Source organism: Nocardioides gansuensis, from assembly GCF_003076135.1.
Taxonomy (GTDB): Bacteria; Actinomycetota; Actinomycetes; order Propionibacteriales; family Nocardioidaceae; genus Nocardioides; species Nocardioides gansuensis.
Genome location: NZ_QDGZ01000005.1, coordinates 251249 through 267891, shown reverse-complemented (window position 1 = coordinate 267891; position 16643 = coordinate 251249). Strand labels below are relative to the sequence as shown.

Here is a 16643-nt window from a genome sequence, read left to right as displayed (position 1 = left end):
CCGTCGCCCGTTCCACCGACCACCCTGGCGACCACCGTGCAACCCTCGTCCCGGAAGGCTGGCGGGGAGTAGGTTCGCAGGTGGCCCACGCCACCCCCAGATCGAGCAGGAGAGAGCCTTGTCCGAGGAAACCCTGTCCAACCTCATGAACGAGCAGCGGCGCTTCGCACCACCGGCCGAGCTGGCCGCCTCGGCGAACGTCACCGAGGAGGCCTACGAGCGGGCCGCCTCCGATCGCGAAGCCTTCTGGGCCGAGGCCGCCGAGCGGCTCGACTGGGGCCAGAAGTGGGACCAGGTGCTCGACTGGAGCAACCCGCCCTTCGCCAAGTGGTTCGTCGGCGGCACGATCAACGCGGCGGTCAACTGCCTCGACCGCCACGTCGAGGCCGGCCGCGGCGACAAGGTCGCCCTCCACTGGGTCGGCGAGCCGGAGGACGACACCCGCGACCTCACCTACGCCCAGCTCAAGGACGAGGTGTGCCGCGCCGCCAACGCGCTCACCGAGCTCGGCGTGCAGAAGGGCGACCGGGTCGCGATCTACATGCCGATGATCCCCGAGACGGTCGTCGCGATGCTGGCCTGCGCGCGCCTGGGCGCTCCCCACACCGTGGTCTTCGGCGGCTTCTCCGCCGACGCCCTCGCCTCGCGGGTCACCGATTGCGAGGCCAAGGTGATCATCACCGCAGACGGCGGCTACCGGCGCGGCGCCCCGTCCGCGCTCAAGCCGGCCGTCGACGAGGCCATCGCCAAGGTGGGCGACCTCGTGCGCAACGTCCTCGTGGTGCGGCGTACCGGACAGGATGTCGACTGGGCCGAGGGCCGCGACGTGTGGTGGCACGACGTCGTCGACGCCGCGTCGGCCGAGCACGAGGCCGAGCTCCACGACAGCGAGCACCCGCTCTACGTGATGTACACCTCCGGCACCACCGGCAAGCCGAAGGGCATCCTGCACACGACCGGCGGCTACCTGGTCGGCACGTCCTGGACGCACTGGGCGGTCTTCGACCTCAAGCCGGAGACCGACGTCTACTGGTGCACCGCCGACGTCGGCTGGGTGACCGGCCACAGCTACATGGTCTACGGCCCGCTGGCCAACGGCTCGACGCAGGTGATGTACGAGGGCACGCCCGACGCCCCGCACAAGGGCCGCTGGTGGGAGATCGTCGAGAAGTACGGCGTCACGATCTTCTACACCGCACCCACCGCGATCCGGACGTTCATGAAGTGGGGCGACGAGATCCCTGCGAAGTACGACCGCTCCTCGATCCGCCTCCTCGGCTCGGTCGGCGAGCCGATCAACCCCGAGGCATACATCTGGTACCGCAAGAACATCGGCGGCGACAAGGCCCCGATCGTCGACACCTGGTGGCAGACCGAGACCGGCCAGATCCTGATCAGCCCGCTGCCGGGCGTGACGTCGGGCAAGCCCGGCTCGGCGATGACGCCGCTGCCCGGCGTCGCCGCCGACGTGGTCGACGACGAGGCGCGCCCGGTGCCCAACGGCTCCGGCGGCTACCTCGTGCTCACGCAGCCGTGGCCGGCGATGCTGCGCACGCTGTGGGGCGACGACCAGCGCTTCAAGGACACCTACTGGTCGCGCTGGGAGGGCCTCTACTTCGCCGGCGACGGCGCCAAGAAGGACGACGACGGCGACATCTGGCTGCTCGGCCGCGTCGACGACGTCATGAACGTCTCCGGCCACCGCCTCTCCACCACCGAGATCGAGTCGGCGCTCGTCTCCCACCCGATGGTCGCCGAGGCCGCCGTCGTGGGTGCCGCCGACGAGATGACCGGCCAGGCGGTCTGCGCGTTCGTCATCCTCCGGGAGTCGGCGGGCGTGCAGGGCGACGACCTGGTCACCGAGCTGCGCAACCACGTGGCCAAGGAGATCGGCGGGATCGCCAAGCCGCGCCAGATCATGATCGTCCCCGAGCTGCCGAAGACCCGCTCCGGCAAGATCATGCGCCGCCTGCTCAAGGACGTCGCCGAGCACCGGGAGGTCGGCGACGTCACCACGCTGGCCGACTCGACGGTGATGGACCTGATCAAGTCGAAGGAGGCCTCGGCCCCCTCCGAGGACTGACCTGCCCCTGCTTCTCGGGGTAGTCCGTGACGATCGGACCCTTGGCCGAGCCGGTTGAGGGTCCGATCGTCACGGACTACCCCAGGATCAGGGTTCGTACGGCGCTCAGTCGTCCGCGTCGGGCAGCGGCTCGGGCGAGGTGAGCCGCAGCAGCAGCCAGCCGAGCACCGCAGCAGCGGCCGAGGCGAGCAGGATGCCGACCTTGGCGTCCCCCGTGAGCTGCTCGGAGCCGGGGAACGACAGCCCCGCGATGAACAGCGACACCGTGAAGCCGATTCCCGCCACGCAGCCGATGCCGGACACCATCGTCCACGTCGTGCGGTCGGGCAGCCGGCCGAGTCCCAGCCGCACCGCCACGAAGCAGGCGAGCACGATGCCCGCCGGCTTGCCGACGACGAGGCCGAGCACGATGCCCTGGGCGACCGACGACGTCATGGCCTCCCCGACCACCCCGCCGCGCAGGTCGACGCCGGCGTTGGCGAGCGCGAAGACGGGCAGGGCGAGGTACGCCGAGACGGGGTGCAGCTGGGCCTGCAGCCTCTCGACCACGGGCACCGACTCCGCGAGCAGGAAGCGCAGGCGCGCGAGCTCGTCGGCGTCGAGATGGTGGTCGGTGATCGCCTCACGGGCGTAGGAGCGGGCCACATCCTCCCGCAGCAGGGCGGTCGCGGGCGTGATCAGTCCGATGGCGACGCCGGCCAGTGTGGCGTGCACGCCCGATTCGAGGAGCGCGAACCAGACCCCCACGCCGAGCACGACGTACACGGGGAACGACCACACCCGCAGCATCCGCAGCCCCACCATGACGAGCAGCAGGCCGGTCGCCGTGGCGAGCCAGGCCATGTCGAGCTCGGCGGTGTAGAAGATCGCGATCACGATGATCGCGCCGATGTCGTCGACGATCGCCAGGGTCAGCAGGAACAGGCGAGCCGCGCTCGGGATGCGGCGCCCGAGCAGTCCCAGGACCCCGACGGCGAAGGCGATGTCGGTGGCCATCGGGATGCCCCAGCCGCTGCCGGTCTCGGGACCGCCCGCGATCGCGAAATAGACCAGCGCGGGCACCGCCATGCCGCCGACCGCGGCGATGATCGGGAGCGCCGCGGTGCGGGGGTCGCGCAGGTCGCCGTGGACCAGCTCGTACTTGATCTCCAGGCCGACGACGAAGAAGAAGATCACCATCAGCGCGTCGTTGACCCAGTGCTGCAGCGACTCGACGAGGTGCAGCGGCCCGATCTCGAGGCCGACCTCGGTGTGCCAGAACGAGTCGTACGACGCGGCGACGGGCGAGTTGGCCCACACCAGCGCGACAGCGGCGGCCGCCAGCAGCAGCAGCGAGCCCGCCGCCTCGACCCGCAGGAACTCGCGCAGGGGCCGCGCGACCAGCCGCACCAGCGGCTTGTTGCTCGCGAGGTAGGAGGGCCCGGTGCGCCAGACCTCGTCCTCGGAGATGTCGGGCTGGTCACCGTGGGGGTTGGTCATGCGGCGGCCTCTCGTGGGGGTCGTCGATCGTCGTCCGCACCCCGGGGCAGGGCACGAGCCGACCAGACTTCCCGGCACACCTGCGGACCATGCTAGCCGGGCGCCGCCCTTGTGTAGGGTCGGCCACGTCAGCCTCCGCGTCGCCACCGATAGGACACACCGCATGGCTTCCGAACCGGTCAAGGACACCGATCCGACCATCGGCGCTCTGGTCGTCGACGCCAGCCGCGACATCTCCACGCTGATCTCGAAGGAGATCCAGCTGGCCAAGTCGGAGCTGAAGGTCAGCTTCAAGCACGGCGGCACCGGCCTCGGCCTGTTCGCCGCCGCCGGTTTCCTGGCGGTGCTCGCCATCATCATGCTGTCCGTCGCGATCGCCTACCTCATCCACTGGAACGGCTCCGGCCTCGACCTGCACTGGGCGTTCCTGATCGTCTTCGCCTTCTACCTCCTCGTCGCCGGTCTGCTCGCCTACATCGGCTTCAGGCAGGTCAAGCAGGTCAAGGGCCCCGAGCGCGCCATGGCCCAGGGCAGGGAGATCCCCCGCGCCCTGAAGGGGCACGGCTGACGCTGGTCGAGTAGGCGCGCCAGCGCCGTCTCGAAGTTCTTCTCGCTGGTCGAGTAGGCGCGCCAGCGCCGTATCGAGACCCGGCTAGCGCACGCAGGTGCCGGTGTCGACCGTCGCCGACGAGGTCACGCCCCGGGCGGCGCTCTCGGCGACCTGGTCGGCCGTGAGCGCGTAGCCGGTCTCGGCGTCGGTCACCGAGGCCGCGAAGACCACCCCGACCACGTCGCCGCCCGAGGAGATCACGGGGCCACCCGAGTTGCCCGGCCGGACCAGCGCGCGGAGGGAGATGACGTCGCGGATCACCGAGCCCTCGCCGTAGATGTCGGGTGAGCGCAGCCGCTGCTCGGACCGGATGCGGCCAGGCTGCACGTCGTAGGGGCCGTCCTGCGGGTAGCCGAGCACCGCGACGCCATCGGTCGCCTCGGCCGACTTGTCGAAGACGAGGTGGGGCACGTCGGCCTCGAAGGCGAGCACGGCGATGTCGAGGTCCTCGTCGTAGAGGACCACGCGCGCGGGCACCGACGAGCCGCCGATCTCGACCTCGGGCTGGTCGACGCCGGCGACGACGTGTGCGTTGGTCATCAGCCGGTCCGGGGAGTAGACGAAGCCGGTGCCCTCGACGCCGTTGCCGCACTCGTTGGTGCCGCGCACCTTGAGCACGCTCGGGGCGGCGTCGAGCACGTCGGGATCCTGGAGGAGCCGCCTGGGTCCCGGGCCCACCTCGACGATGCGCTCGGGGGCGAAGGGCTCGAGGTAGCGCGGGAAGAACGTGGTGCCGACCACGTTGTTGAAGGTCTGCAGCACCGTCCCGGCCTGCCTGGGCAGCGTCTGGTCGACCCGCGCCAGGACCGTGGACTCGCGCACCAGCGTGGTGACGGGTCCGATCCGCGAGCCGGAGATGGCCACGCCGAGGGCCCAGGCGACGATCAGTACGGCGGCGGCACTGAGCGCCGCGCCCCCGACCGCGTCCACGGCCCGGATCGGCTGCCAGGTGATCCGGTCGCGGATCCGGGCGCCGGTGTACTGCAGGACCGCCTGCCCCACCGACGCGGAGAGGATCACGATGAAGAGCGCCCCCAGCGAGACCCACAGGGACGGGGCGGCGTCACCGAGGGCGATCGGCGCCACCCAGATGCCGAACAGCCCACCGAGCAGCAGGCCGGCGGTGGCGAAGGCCCCGGTGACGAAGCCCTGCCAGTAGCCCGAGAGGGCATAGAGACCCACCAGCACCAGGAGGCACCAGTCGAGGGGGTTCATCGCTCACTCCTGGTCTGTGGTGTCCGCCCGGGGCCGCCGGGTGGATCCACCCTGCAGCATGTGCTGCGGAAGGTCACGCAGCCGCGCCTGGTCCCAGTCGCGCGTCCAGCCGAGGTGATCGAAGAGCCGCGAGAGGATGCCGGCGGTGAAGCCCCACAGGATCACGTCCTTGTCGGGCCCGATCAGGAAGCCGGGGCTGCGGTATCCGCTGGGATGGGTCACGGTGATCCGGTGCTCGGGGTCGAGGAGCTCGGCGATGGGGACGTGGTGGACCGCGTGCACCTCGTCGGGGCTGCTGACCCAGACGGGCGCCGGGGCGTGCCAGTAGCCCAGGACCGGTGTCACCGCGAAGTTGCTCGGCGGCAGCCACAGCTCGGGCAGGCTGCCGAAGACGTGGATGCCCGCCGGATCGAGGCCGACCTCCTCCTCTGCCTCGCGCAGCGCGGCCTCGACGGCCGTCTCGCCGGGGTCGGTGGAGCCGCCTGGGAAGGACACCTGCCCGGGCTGGGTGCGCATGTGGTGGGCCCGCTCGGTGAGCAGCAGCTCGCCGGGGACACCGTCGACCGGGGGCGAGTCGGCGAAGAGGATCAGCACCGCCGCCTTGCGGGTCGATCCGTCGTCCGGCGGCCTGAACGTGGTCAGGTCGTCCACGTCGAGGGTGTCGGCGGCGTGCGCGACGGCCACCAGCCAGTCGGGCAGCGGCACGCCGTCGAACGTGCTCACAGCTGCACCCCCAGGTGCTCGGCGACCATCTCCTTGATATCGGCGACCGAGTCGACGCCCCCGGGCAGCACGCTGGCCACCCGGCCCTCGGCGTCCACCAGCACGAAGGTCGGCATCCCGCGGATCACGCCGATCGAGTCCTGGCCTTGCAGCTCGCCGGCCGGATCGGCGACGGAGGGGTACGTCGCGCCCGTGCGCCGCGCGAGTCCGAGCGCCGCCTCCGGGTTGACGTCCTGGTAGTCGACGCCGAGCACGCCCACGCGATCGCCGTACCGCTCGTGGAAGGCCTGCAGCGCCGGCATCTCCTTCTTGCAGGGACCGCAGAAGGCCTGCCAGAGGTTGACCACCAGCGGGCCGCGCAGCGTCGAGAGGTCGACGTCCTCGCCGCCGCCCAGGCACGGCAGGCTGACCTCCGGGAGGCCGCCGTCGACGGGCTCGGCGTCCCCCGGGCGGCACGGCTCCATGCCGATCTCGCGCTTGAGCTCGCGCAGCGCCGGGGTGTCGACCCGCACGTCGGGGTCTCCGGGCGGCGCGACGTCGGCGTCGCAGGCCGAGAGCACGCCCGCGCAGAGGAGGGCAGCCGCGAGGGCTGCGAGCCGCAGCCTCACGCCGGCCCCTGGGTCTTGACGAGCTTGTCGGCCTCCACCGGGTCGGTCGGGCCCAGGCCGTAGGACGGGCAGAGGCGGGCGAGCGGGCAGGCGCCGCACGCGGGCTTCTTGGCGTGGCAGCGGCGGCGGCCGTGCCAGATCACGTGGTGGGAGAGCATCGTCCAGTCGCGCTTGGGGAACAGCGCGCCGACGGCGTGCTCCACCTTCACGGGGTCGGTCTCCTCGGTCCACCCGAAGCGGCGGACGAGCCTGCCGAAGTGGGTGTCGACGGTGATGCCCGGGACGCCGAACGCGTTGCCCAGCACGACGTTGGCGGTCTTGCGGCCGACTCCCGGGAGGGTGACGAGGTCCTCGAGGCGGCCCGGCACCTCCCCGTCGTAGCGCTCCACGATCGCCTGGCTGAGCTTGAGGAGCGCCTCGGTCTTCTGCCGGAAGAAGCCGAGCGGGCCGACCAGCTGCTCGAGGTGCTCGCGCGGCGCGGCCGCCATCGCGACCGGCGTCGGGTATGCCGCGAAGAGTGCGGGGCTCGCCGCGTTGACCCGCCGGTCGGTGGTCTGGGCGCTCAGGACGGTGACGACGAGGAGCTCGAACGGCGTGCTGAAGTCGAGCTCGCAGCGGGCCTCGGGGTAGGTCTCGGCGAGCACCCGGTCCATCTTGCGTGCGCGTCTGACGAGGGCGGTGTCGGGGCGGACGACAGTCGGCGAGGCGGGCACGGCAGACAGGGTACGACCCGCTAACGACAACCCTGGTTGTGGTCTGATTGCCGTGTGTGACTCATAACACGACTAGGATCACGCCAGAACCACCATGCCCCGGCCGTCGTTCCCCCTAGGCCTGGGACCGCGACTCACTGGAGGATTCCCCGTGGACAACGACGTGCTGCGTCAGGCCCCGCTGTTCAGCGCCCTCGACGACGAGGCGGCCACGGCGCTGCACAATTCCATGGCGGAGACCAAGCTGCGCCGGGGCGACGTGCTCTTCCACGAGGGCGACTCGGGCGACAAGCTCTACATCGTGGTCGAGGGCAAGGTGAAGCTCGGCCGCACCTCGAGTGACGGCCGGGAGAACCTGCTGGCGATCATGGGCCCGGGCCAGATGTTCGGCGAGCTCTCGCTCTTCGACCCGGGGCCGCGCTCGGCGACCGTCACCGCGGTCACCGACGCCACCTTCGCTTCGCTGTCCCACGAGGACCTGCTGCGCTGGCTCGACGGCCGTCCGATGGTGGCCCGCGGCCTGCTCGCCCAGCTCGCCGCCCGCCTGCGCAAGTCCAACGACGTCGTCGCCGACCTGGTGTTCTCCGACGTGCCGGGCCGCGTCGCCAAGGCGCTGCTCGACCTCGCCGACCGCTTCGGCCGCACCGCCGACGACGGCGTGCACGTCCACCACGACCTCACCCAGGAGGAGCTCGCCCAGCTGGTGGGCGCCTCCCGCGAGACGGTCAACAAGGCGCTCGCCGACTTCGCCTCGCGCGGCTGGCTCCGCCTCGAGCCCCGCTCCGTCGTGATCATGGACATCGAGCGCCTCTCCCGCCGAGCCCGCTGACGATGCCGTCGCTGGCCCCGGCGGAGTTCGCTCCCCGGGGCACGTTCCTCAACTCTGCGACCCTCGGGCTCGCCCCGAGACGGGCGACCGAGGCGCTGCGCGCGTTCGAGGACGCCCGCGCGTCTGGCTCGGTGCATGCTCCCGACGTGGACGCCGACGTCGAGCGCTGCCGATCGGCGTTCGCGACGCTGGTCGGCCTGTCGCCGGACGACGTGGCGACCGGCAGCCAGACCTCGCAGTTCGTCGGGCTCGTTGCGGCAGGGTTGCCCGCGGGCACTCGCGTGCTCACCGCCGAGGAGGACTTCACCTCGGTGCTGTTCCCGTTCCTCGCGTCCCCTGCGCTCGACGTACGCCTCGTGCCCCTCGAGGAGCTCGTCGAGTCGATCGATGCCTCGGTGGGGCTCGTGGCGGTCTCGGCCGTCCAGTCTGCCGACGGGCGGCTCGTCGACCTGGCCGCGCTCGCGGACGCGGCCGAGGCAGCCGGTGCACGCACCCTCGTCGACGTCACCCAGGCGGCCGGCTGGCTGCCGCTGGCCGACCCGCGCGCCGACTACGTCGTGTGCGGTGGCTACAAGTGGCTCCTCGGCCCCCGCGGCACGGCCTTCCTCGGCGTGCGGCCGGGGCTGCTCGACGCGCTGCCGCCGCTCGCCGCCGGGTGGTATGCCGGCGAGCAGCGCTGGGAATCGATCTACGGGCCGCCGCTGAGGCTGGCCGGCACTGCCCGACGCCTCGATGTCTCGCCGGCGTGGGCGAGCTGGGTCGGCCACGCACCCGCGCTCGACCTGCTCCTCGACCTCGGCATCGAGCGCATCCACGCGCACGACCTCGGCCTGGCCAACGCCTTCCGCGAGGGCCTCGGGCTGCCACCGGGCGACTCGGCCATCGTGTCGGTGCCCTGCCCCGATGACGTCACCGATCGCCTGGCTGCGGCCGAGCTGCGCGCCGCCGTGCGCGCCGGCCGGCTCCGGCTGTCGTTCCACCTCTACAACGACGAGGACGACGTCGAGGCCGCGCTGCGCGTGCTCGCCTGAGAGGTCCCGGAATCCGGGGCTAGAGCGTCGACGGATCGCGCCCCGCAAACCCCGCGAGCCGATCGTAGACCGGCGCATCAGCAGGCACGTCGACGGGCGGGCGGAACGCGTCGCCGCGGTTGTCCGGCGTGAGCGCCCCCTCCAGCATCGCCAGCGCGCGCTCGGCGACGAGGGGCTCGAGCGGCCGGGACCACCCGATGGCCCGGGCCAGGTCCCACGTGTGCAGGGCCAGCTCGGCGGTCTGGAAGTCGGCCTGCGGGGCGTCGGAGTCCGGCCGCTGGTGCCAGTGGTGGATGAGGTCGTCGGCGCTCGCCCGGTAGTCCGCGACGTACGTGTCGCTCGGCTCGTGCTCGGCGGACCAGTCGACGTCCTCGCCGCGGTTCATCGCGAGGAAGTTGGCGGGAGTGGCGGCAAGGTGCCCGACGAGCTGGCGCACCGTCCAGCCCTCGCACGGCGTGGGCCGGTCGAGATGGTCGGGGCGCACGGCGGCGAGCACGTCGCCGGCCTGGTCGAGCGCCCGCGAGAGCGCCACGACGGCCTGGTGGTCAGTGGTCTGCTGTGGAGTGCCCATGCCCCCACCGTAGGAGTCTCAGCCGCGTGAGGAAAGGAACGACAGCTGGGCCCGCACCGACAGCTCGGCCGCGCCCCACAGCACCGGGTCGACGTCGGCGTAGACGATCTCGACGATCGCCCGGGGCAGCGCCTCGTGGTCGAGCCGCTCACCGGAGCGCGCCCGCGCGTGCAGCACCCGCAGCGCGTCGCGGACCTGGTCGAGCCGCTCCTGACGGTGCGCGAGGTAGTGGTCGATCGCGCCGAGCGCGTCGGTGATCACCGGCCCGTGACCCGGCCAGACGGACGTGATGCTCTGCTCGCCGCACAGCGCACGGAGGCGCTCGAGCGAGGACAGGTAGGCACCGAGCTCGCCGTCGGGGTGCGCGACCACGGTCGTCCCGCGCCCGAGCACCGTGTCGCCGGTCAGCACCGCGCCGTCGGCGGGGACCACGAAGGACAGCGAGTCGGAGGTGTGCCCGGGCGTCGCGACGACGTGCACCTCGAGGTCGTCGACGACGACCACGTCACCCTCGCCCAGGCCCTCCGAGCCGAGGCGGTACGCCGGGTCGAGCGCCCGCACGCCGCAGCCGTGCCGCTCGGCGAACTCGCGGGCGGCCTCGCTGTGGTCGGCGTGGTGGTGGGTGAGGAGTACGGCGCTCACGTCGCCCGCCGCATCCCCGATCGCGGCCAGGTGGGACTCGACGGAGGGCCCCGGGTCGACCACGACCGAGCGGGAGGACCCGGGAGCACGGAGCACCCAGGTGTTGGTGCCGTCGAGGGTCATCGGGCCGGCGTTGGGCGCCAGCACGCAGGTGCCGCTGGACCCGAAGGAGCCCCCGGCCCAGCTCACCGGCGCGCCTCCAGCAGCCCCACGTAGTGCGTGGGAGTGGACAGCACGAATCCCTCGCCCTCCTCCACGATCTCGGGCATGAACATCTCGACCGTGCGGCCCGCTGCCTCGGCGAGCACGTCGGCGGTCGCGGCGTACTCCGCGACGTCGAGGCAGGTCAGGTAGGTCGGCGGAAGCATCAGCATCTCGCCGGCCTCCACGAGCTCGACGGCCTGCTTCGCCGGCAGCCAGGTCACCGAGGCCGACTCGCTGGAGACGTCGCGGGTCACCTGTCCCTCCGGCAGCACGGCGACGAAGAACCAGGTGCGGTAGCGGCGAGGCTCGAAGACCGGCGTCAGCCAGCCGGCCCAGACCCCGAGCAGGTCCGACCTGAGCACAAGCCCGCGGTCGGCGAGGAAGGAGGTGAAGGACAGCTCCCGCGACTCGAGCGCGACCCGGTCGGACTCCCAGTCGGCGCCGGTCGTGTCCGCCACCACCGAGTCCGCCGACGGCCCGGCGAGCAGGACGCCGGACTCCTCGAAGGTCTCCCGGACGGCCGAGCACACGAGCGCCCGCGCCATCGCCTCGTCGCAGCCGAGCCGGGCCGCCCACTCCGCGGGCGACGGACCCGCCCAGGCGACCGAGTGGTCGAAGTCTCGGGGATCGACGCCGCCGCCCGGGAACACGCACATGCCGGCGGCGAACGCCATCGACGCCTGCCGCCGCAGCAGGTAGACCTCGGGCCCGTCGTCGCCGTCGCGCAGCAGCACGACGGTCGCCGCGTCGCGGGGCTCGGCCGGCGTGGCCCGCCCTTCGGCGTACGCCCTGGCCTGCTCGACCAGGCCGTCGGGCAGCGGCAGTCGGCGCATCAGACCTCGACGACGAGCTCGACCTCGACGGGGACGTCGAGGGGCAGCACCGGGACGCCCACGGCGGAGCGCGCGTGGCGGCCGGCGTCGCCGAAGACCTCGCCGAGGAACTCCGAGGCGCCGTTGGCGACCTTCGGCTGCGCGGTGAAGTCGGGCGTCGACGCGACGAAGACGACCGCCTTGACCACGCGCTTGATGTCGTCGAGCGAGCCGATCTCGGCCCGGATCGCGGCCAGCGCGTTGAGCGCGGCCTGGCGGGCGCACTCGTAGGCCTGCTCCTCGGTCACCTCGGCGCCGACCTTGCCGACGGCGAGCATCTCGCCGTCGCGGGCGGGCAGCTGGCCGGCGGTGAAGACGAGGTTGCCGGAACGCACGGCGGGGACGTACGCCGCGAGTGGCGGCACCACCTCGGGGACCGTGATGCCCATCGACCGGAGCGTCGCCTCGGCACCCATCAGGCGTCCTTGGCGCGCTTCAGGAAGGCCACCAGGCCACCCTGCGCGTTGGTGTGGATGGCCACGAGCTCCCACCCGTCCTGGCCGAAGTTGTTGAGCATCAGCGCCTCGTTGTGGAGCGGAATCGGCGCCACCTGGTATTCCCACGTCGTCATGGCGCCGACCCTACTCGCGGCCCTGGGACCCGGCACGCGGCTACCCTCGGATGATGGAGCCCACGCACGAGGAACAGCGCACCCCGGCGGCAGAGAGCCGGCGCCACAGTGAAGGACTCGGGCCGTTCGAGAAGTTCGTCGAGTCGAGCCACCGGGTGGTCAGCTCGGCGCCGTTCTTCCTGGTGATGCTCGTGATCGTGGCGGCGTGGGCGGCGAGCTATCCCCTCTGGCACGACGCCCACGCCTGGCAGATCGCGATCCACACCATCGCGTCCGTCGTGGCCCTTGTGCTGCTGGTCCTGCTCGAGAACTCCGGCCGCCGGTCCCAGGAGGCGACGCAGGAGAAGCTCAACGTGATCGCCGAGGCGCTCTCGGCGCTGATGACCCACCATGCCTCGGACAACGAGGAGCTGCGGGACGCGGTCCGGAAGCTGCGCGAGAGCGTGGGGCTGGAGGAGCGCCACTAGGACGTCAGCCCGCGAGCAGGTGGAGCGTCGCCTCCCGCGCGGGCGCGGCATCGGCCGGCGTGCCGGCGAAGGCACCCACCACCGGGTGGACCATCACCTCGTCCACGCCGAACTGCCCGGCCAGCTCCGCGATCCGCTCGCGGGCCCGGTCGGGGGTGTCCACGACCCACCGCCGGAGCATCGCGGCCGCGAGGCCCTCGTGCTCGGGAGCCACCGGCTGCGCCTCCGCCTCCTCGACGAGCCGCTGGGGGCCCAGCCGGCCGCCGGTCCGCAGGGCGACCATCGCCTGCACCTGGGGAAGCGCGAGCCGCCGGGCCTCCTCGACCGTCTCGGCGACGGCGGCATTGACGGTGAGGAAGGTGCGCGGCTCCGGGTGCGCCTCCGAGGGCCGGTACGCCGAGCGGTAGAGGGCCAGCGCCTCGGCGGTCCCCTGCCCCGCGAAGTGGTGGGCGAAGACGTAGGGCAGGCCACGGTCCGCGGCCAGCCGGGCCGAGTAGTCCGAGGAGCCGAGCAGCCAGACCTCCGGCACACCAGCGGCCCGGGGCGTCGATCGCAGGGCCTGACGGCGCGACCCGAGCTGCACCTCGACCCCGTCCGGCTCCATCAGCGTGCGCACGTCGTCGACGTACTGCGGGAACCGCGCGACGGCGTCGTCGGCCGCCTCGGAGGCGCCGCCGCGCAGGACGTAGCGGGTCAGCGGGTCGGTGCCGGGCGCCCGTCCGATGCCGAGGTCGATGCGGCCGGGATGGGCCGCCTCGAGGAGGGCGAACTGCTCCGCGACGACCAGGGGCTCGTGGTTGGGCAGCATCACGCCACCGGATCCGACCCGGATCCTGCTGGTGGCGGCCGCGAGCATCGCGATCAGGACCGGGGGGTTGGTCGCGGCCACCGCGGGCATGTTGTGGTGCTCGGCGACCCAGTAGCGCCGGAAGCCGAGCTCGTCCGCGAGCCGGGCCAGCAGGCGCGTCGCCGCGAGGGCGTCCGAGGTGGTCTGGTCGGTGCGCACCGGCACCAGGTCGAGGACGGAGAGCGCGGGAGTCGTCACCCCGGCCCAACCCCGGCCCGGCGCCTGGCTATTCCTGCGGGTTGACCTCAAGTCCACTTGAGGTCCTAGCGTCTGCCATCGTGACGACCGTGACCCCGCCAGCCCCGACCCGCGAGCGCATCCTCGGACAGCGGTACGCCGCGACGACGGTGGGCATGTTCGCCCTCATCGCGTTCGTGGCGTTCGAGGCGATGGCCGTGGTCACGGTGATGCCGACCGTGGCCGCCGACCTGGACGGTGTCTCGCTCTTCGCCCTGAGCTTCGCGGCACCGCTCGCCGGCGGAGTCGTGGGCATGGTCGCGGCCGGCATGTGGAGCGACCGCCGCGGCCCGGCCGGGCCGCTGGCTGCCTCGATGGTGCTCTTCTCGCTCGGCCTGCTGGTCTGCGGCACGGCGCCGTCGATGGACGTCCTCGTCGCCGGGCGCGTGCTGCAGGGCCTCGGCGGCGGCGCGCTCACCGTCGGCCTCTACGTCGTCGTGGGCCTCGTCTATCCGGCCGTCCTGCAGCCGGCCGTGTTCGCGTCCTTCGCCGCGGCCTGGGTGCTGCCCTCCCTGTTCGGACCGGCGGTCGCGGCCCTCGTCGCCGACCTCATCGGCTGGCGGTGGGTCTTCCTCGGCACGGTGGCGCTGGTGGCGGTGGCGGGCCTCCTGATCGCGCCGGCCCTGCGAGGACTCGCCGACCAGGTGACCAGGGGTGCACCGGTGCCGGCCTCGCGCCTGCTCTGGGCCACCCTCGCCGCGGGCGGCGCGCTCGCCCTCGAGCTGCTCGGCTCCTCGCAGGGCAGCCGCGCCCTGCTCGCGTTCGCCGCCCTGGCCCTGGTGGTCGTCGCCGTGCGGCCGCTGGTGCCCCGCGGCACCCTGACCGCCACGCGCGGACTCCCCGCCGTCATCGGGACACGTGGGCTGATGAGCGCCGGCTTCTTCACCGCCGAGGCCTACATCGTCTTCGTGCTCCAGGAGGACTGGTCGCTCACTCCCGGCCGCGCCGGCCTCGCGCTCACCGTCGTCGGCATCACCTGGGCGACCGCGAGCCAGGTGCAGTCCCGGCTCGGCGCGCGCGTCTCCGACGAGCGCCTGATGCTGGTGGGCTCGGCGCTCGTGCTCGCCGGCACCGCCTCGCTCGCCGCCTCGGTGTGGCTGCACGTGCCCGCCCTGCTCGCCGGCGCGGCGTACGTCGTGGCGGGCGCGGGCATGGGCCTGGGCTACCCTCGCACCGGCGTTGCCATGCTGGCGGCGTCGACGGACCGCGACCGCGGCTTCAACTCCGCCGCCCTGTCGATCGCCGACTCGCTGGGCGCGGCCGTGGCGCTCGCCGTCACGGGCGTGGTGTTCACCCTCGCCGGTCGCGCCGGCCTCGACCCGTTCCTCGCGGTCTTCGGCGTGGCCGTCGCCCTCGCCGTCGCCGGCCTGCTCACCGCCACCCGCACCAGGCTCAGCTGAGCAGCTCGGGCCCGGTGGCCGCGCGCACCTCGTCCTCGGTTACCCCGGGCGCCAGCTCGACCAGCTTGAGCGCCCGGTCGCCGAGCGTGCCGGAGGGGGCGATCTCGCCGGTCTCCGGATCGACCACGTCGATCACGCAGAGGTCGGTGATGATCCGCTGCACCACCCGCTTGCCGGTGTAGGGCAGCGTGCACTCGTCGACGATCTTGTGGGTGCCGTCCCTGGCGACGTGTTCCATCAGCACGATCACCCGCTTGGCGCCGTGCACGAGGTCCATCGCCCCGCCCATCCCCTTGACCATCTTCCCGGGGATCATCCAGTTGGCGATGTCGCCGTGCCTGGAGACCTGCATCGCGCCGAGGATCGCCGCGTCGATCTTGCCGCCGCGGATCATCCCGAACGACGTGGCGGAGTCGAAGAACGACGCCCCGCGGCGCACCGTGACGGTCTCCTTGCCGGCGTTGATCAGGTCGGGGTCCTCCTCACCGGCGACGGGGTAGGGCCCGACGCCGAGGATGCCGTTCTCCGACTGCAGCACGATCTCGACCTCGTCGGGCACGTAGTTGGGCACCAGCGTCGGCAGCCCGATCCCCAGGTTGACGTAGGACCCGTCGGTCAGCTCCGAGGCCGCCCGGGCGGCCATCTCCTCGCGATTCCAGCTCATCGGACCGTCCTCTTCTCGATCCGCTTGTCCGCCGCCTGCTCGGGCGTCAGCGCGACGACCCGCTGCACGAAGACGCCCGGGGTGTGCACGTCGTTGGGCTCGATCTCGCCGGGCTCGACGAGCTCCTCGACCTCGGCGAGAGTGACCCGGCCGCACATCGCGGCCAGCGGGTTGAAGTTGCGCGCGGAGTCGCGGTAGACGAGGTTGCCGTGCCGGTCGCCCTTCCAGGCCCGCACCAGCCCGAAGTCGGCCACGATCGCGCGCTCGAGGACGAACTCCTTCTCCCCCTCGGCCGTCTCGAAGACCCGCACCTCCTTGGCGGGTGAGGCGACCTCGACGCCGCCGTCGGCGTCGTACTTCCACGGCAGGCCGCCCTCGGCGACCTGGGTGCCGACGCCGGTGGCGGTGAAGAACGCCGGAATACCTGAGCCGCCGGCCCGCATCCGCTCCGCCAGCGTGCCCTGGGGGGTCAGCTCGACCTCCAGCTCCCCGGAGAGGTACTGCCGGGCGAACTCCTTGTTCTCCCCCACATACGACGAGACCATGCGCCGCAGCCGCTTCTCCATCAGCAGCCGGCCCAGCCCCCAGTCGTCCACGCCGCAGTTGTTGGACACCGCCTCGAGGTCGGTGACCCCGGCCTCCAGGAGTGCCTCGATCAGCACCGACGGGATGCCGCACAACCCGAATCCGCCGACCGCCAGGGTGGCTCCGTCCGGAATGTCGGCGACGGCCTCCGCCGCGCTCGCCACGACCTTGTCCATCGGGCTCCTTCCGCTCGTCGGCGCCGGGCGCCGGAGGTACGCCGGGGCGTGTGGCCCCCATCACGTGGATCCTAGGGGAGGCCACCCCGAGGCCGGGCGTCCTATCCTGCGGACGT

At 72.5% G+C, this 16643-nt stretch carries 19 protein-coding genes; 6 read left to right on the top strand and 13 right to left on the bottom strand.

Annotation, left to right across the window (positions count from 1 at the left end; genetic code table 11):
* Positions 1 to 145 precede the first annotated feature (145 nt).
* Positions 146 to 2083 (top strand): acetate--CoA ligase, encoded by a 1938-nt coding sequence (gene acs / locus DDE18_RS13120; protein ID WP_211754551.1) that lies wholly within the window; start codon positions 146 to 148, stop codon positions 2081 to 2083.
* A gap of 105 nt (positions 2084 to 2188) precedes the next feature.
* Here the strand turns inward: acs and nhaA are convergent, their stop codons facing one another.
* Positions 2189 to 3562, bottom strand: a complete 1374-nt coding sequence (gene nhaA / locus DDE18_RS13115; protein WP_116572706.1) for a Na+/H+ antiporter NhaA — start codon at positions 3560 to 3562, stop codon at positions 2189 to 2191.
* Positions 3563 to 3725: 163 nt separating this feature from the next.
* On the opposite strand from nhaA, the gene DDE18_RS13110 reads away from it, so the two are divergent.
* The gene (locus DDE18_RS13110) at positions 3726 to 4130 is read left to right on the top strand and encodes a phage holin family protein (RefSeq protein WP_116572705.1); all 405 of its coding nucleotides are present in this window, start codon (positions 3726 to 3728) and stop codon (positions 4128 to 4130) included.
* Between the two features lie 84 nt (positions 4131 to 4214).
* On the opposite strand, the gene DDE18_RS13105 is transcribed toward DDE18_RS13110, so the two are convergent.
* Genes DDE18_RS13105 through nth form a run of 4 tightly spaced genes read right to left on the bottom strand, consistent with a single transcriptional unit; the run spans position 4215 to position 7371 of the window.
* A complete protein-coding gene (locus tag DDE18_RS13105) occupies positions 4215 to 5387 on the bottom strand; it encodes a MarP family serine protease (RefSeq protein WP_116572704.1) in 1173 nt (390 codons plus the stop codon).
* 3 nt (positions 5388 to 5390) lie between these two features.
* Positions 5391 to 6110, bottom strand: coding sequence for an NUDIX hydrolase (locus DDE18_RS13100; protein WP_245916669.1), 720 nt, complete (start codon positions 6108 to 6110; stop codon positions 5391 to 5393).
* Positions 6107 to 6718, bottom strand: a complete 612-nt coding sequence (locus DDE18_RS13095) for a TlpA family protein disulfide reductase (RefSeq protein WP_116572703.1) — start codon at positions 6716 to 6718, stop codon at positions 6107 to 6109. The genes DDE18_RS13100 and DDE18_RS13095 overlap by 4 nt, the downstream gene beginning before the upstream one ends.
* The gene (gene nth, locus DDE18_RS13090) at positions 6715 to 7371 is read right to left on the bottom strand and encodes an endonuclease III (protein ID WP_116572879.1); all 657 of its coding nucleotides are present in this window, start codon (positions 7369 to 7371) and stop codon (positions 6715 to 6717) included. The genes DDE18_RS13095 and nth overlap by 4 nt, the downstream gene beginning before the upstream one ends.
* 211 nt (positions 7372 to 7582) lie before the next feature.
* Here nth and DDE18_RS13085 point away from each other — a divergent pair, with 211 nt between their 5' ends.
* Positions 7583 to 8260, top strand: coding sequence for a Crp/Fnr family transcriptional regulator (locus DDE18_RS13085; protein WP_116572702.1), 678 nt, complete (start codon positions 7583 to 7585; stop codon positions 8258 to 8260).
* 2 nt (positions 8261 to 8262) lie between these two features.
* A complete protein-coding gene (locus tag DDE18_RS13080) occupies positions 8263 to 9291 on the top strand; it encodes an aminotransferase class V-fold PLP-dependent enzyme (RefSeq protein ID WP_165821147.1) in 1029 nt (342 codons plus the stop codon).
* 19 nt (positions 9292 to 9310) lie between these two features.
* On the opposite strand, the gene DDE18_RS13075 is transcribed toward DDE18_RS13080, so the two are convergent.
* Genes DDE18_RS13075 through sp36 form a run of 5 tightly spaced genes read right to left on the bottom strand, consistent with a single transcriptional unit; the run spans position 9311 to position 12151 of the window.
* A complete protein-coding gene (locus DDE18_RS13075; protein ID WP_116572701.1) occupies positions 9311 to 9862 on the bottom strand; it encodes a TIGR03086 family metal-binding protein in 552 nt (183 codons plus the stop codon).
* 18 nt (positions 9863 to 9880) lie between these two features.
* Positions 9881 to 10693 carry an MBL fold metallo-hydrolase gene (locus DDE18_RS13070; RefSeq protein ID WP_245916668.1) on the bottom strand — a complete coding sequence of 271 codons (813 nt, stop codon included), beginning with the start codon at positions 10691 to 10693 and terminating at the stop codon, positions 9881 to 9883.
* Entirely contained in the window at positions 10690 to 11541 is an 852-nt protein-coding gene (locus DDE18_RS13065; RefSeq protein WP_116572700.1) for an NUDIX hydrolase, read from the bottom strand. Before DDE18_RS13065 ends, DDE18_RS13070 begins: the two co-directional genes overlap by 4 nt.
* On the bottom strand, positions 11541 to 11996 hold the full coding sequence (locus tag DDE18_RS13060) for a RidA family protein (RefSeq protein WP_116572699.1): 456 nt from the start codon (positions 11994 to 11996) through the stop codon (positions 11541 to 11543). Before DDE18_RS13060 ends, DDE18_RS13065 begins: the two co-directional genes overlap by 1 nt.
* Positions 11996 to 12151 carry a Sp36 family protein gene (sp36, locus tag DDE18_RS22985; RefSeq protein ID WP_165821146.1) on the bottom strand — a complete coding sequence of 52 codons (156 nt, stop codon included), beginning with the start codon at positions 12149 to 12151 and terminating at the stop codon, positions 11996 to 11998. The genes DDE18_RS13060 and sp36 overlap by 1 nt, the downstream gene beginning before the upstream one ends.
* Positions 12152 to 12204: 53 nt before the next feature.
* Here sp36 and DDE18_RS13055 point away from each other — a divergent pair, with 53 nt between their 5' ends.
* Complete coding sequence (locus DDE18_RS13055) at positions 12205 to 12618, top strand: low affinity iron permease family protein (RefSeq protein WP_116572877.1); 414 nt, start codon at positions 12205 to 12207, stop codon at positions 12616 to 12618.
* Positions 12619 to 12622: 4 nt separating this feature from the next.
* Here DDE18_RS13055 and DDE18_RS13050 read toward each other — a convergent pair whose 3' ends face one another.
* Positions 12623 to 13663, bottom strand: a complete 1041-nt coding sequence (locus DDE18_RS13050; protein ID WP_116572698.1) for an LLM class flavin-dependent oxidoreductase — start codon at positions 13661 to 13663, stop codon at positions 12623 to 12625.
* A gap of 80 nt (positions 13664 to 13743) precedes the next feature.
* Here DDE18_RS13050 and DDE18_RS13045 point away from each other — a divergent pair, with 80 nt between their 5' ends.
* Positions 13744 to 15102 carry an MFS transporter gene (locus DDE18_RS13045; RefSeq protein WP_116572697.1) on the top strand — a complete coding sequence of 453 codons (1359 nt, stop codon included), beginning with the start codon at positions 13744 to 13746 and terminating at the stop codon, positions 15100 to 15102.
* On the opposite strand, the gene DDE18_RS13040 is transcribed toward DDE18_RS13045, so the two are convergent.
* Together DDE18_RS13040 and DDE18_RS13035 are read right to left on the bottom strand one after the other, a co-directional pair.
* A complete protein-coding gene (locus DDE18_RS13040) occupies positions 15095 to 15766 on the bottom strand; it encodes a 3-oxoacid CoA-transferase subunit B (protein WP_116572696.1) in 672 nt (223 codons plus the stop codon). The two genes, DDE18_RS13045 and DDE18_RS13040, sit on opposite strands and share 8 nt — an antisense overlap.
* Positions 15763 to 16527, bottom strand: a complete 765-nt coding sequence (locus DDE18_RS13035; RefSeq protein WP_116572695.1) for a CoA transferase subunit A — start codon at positions 16525 to 16527, stop codon at positions 15763 to 15765. The genes DDE18_RS13040 and DDE18_RS13035 overlap by 4 nt, the downstream gene beginning before the upstream one ends.
* Positions 16528 to 16643: the final 116 nt, after the last annotated feature.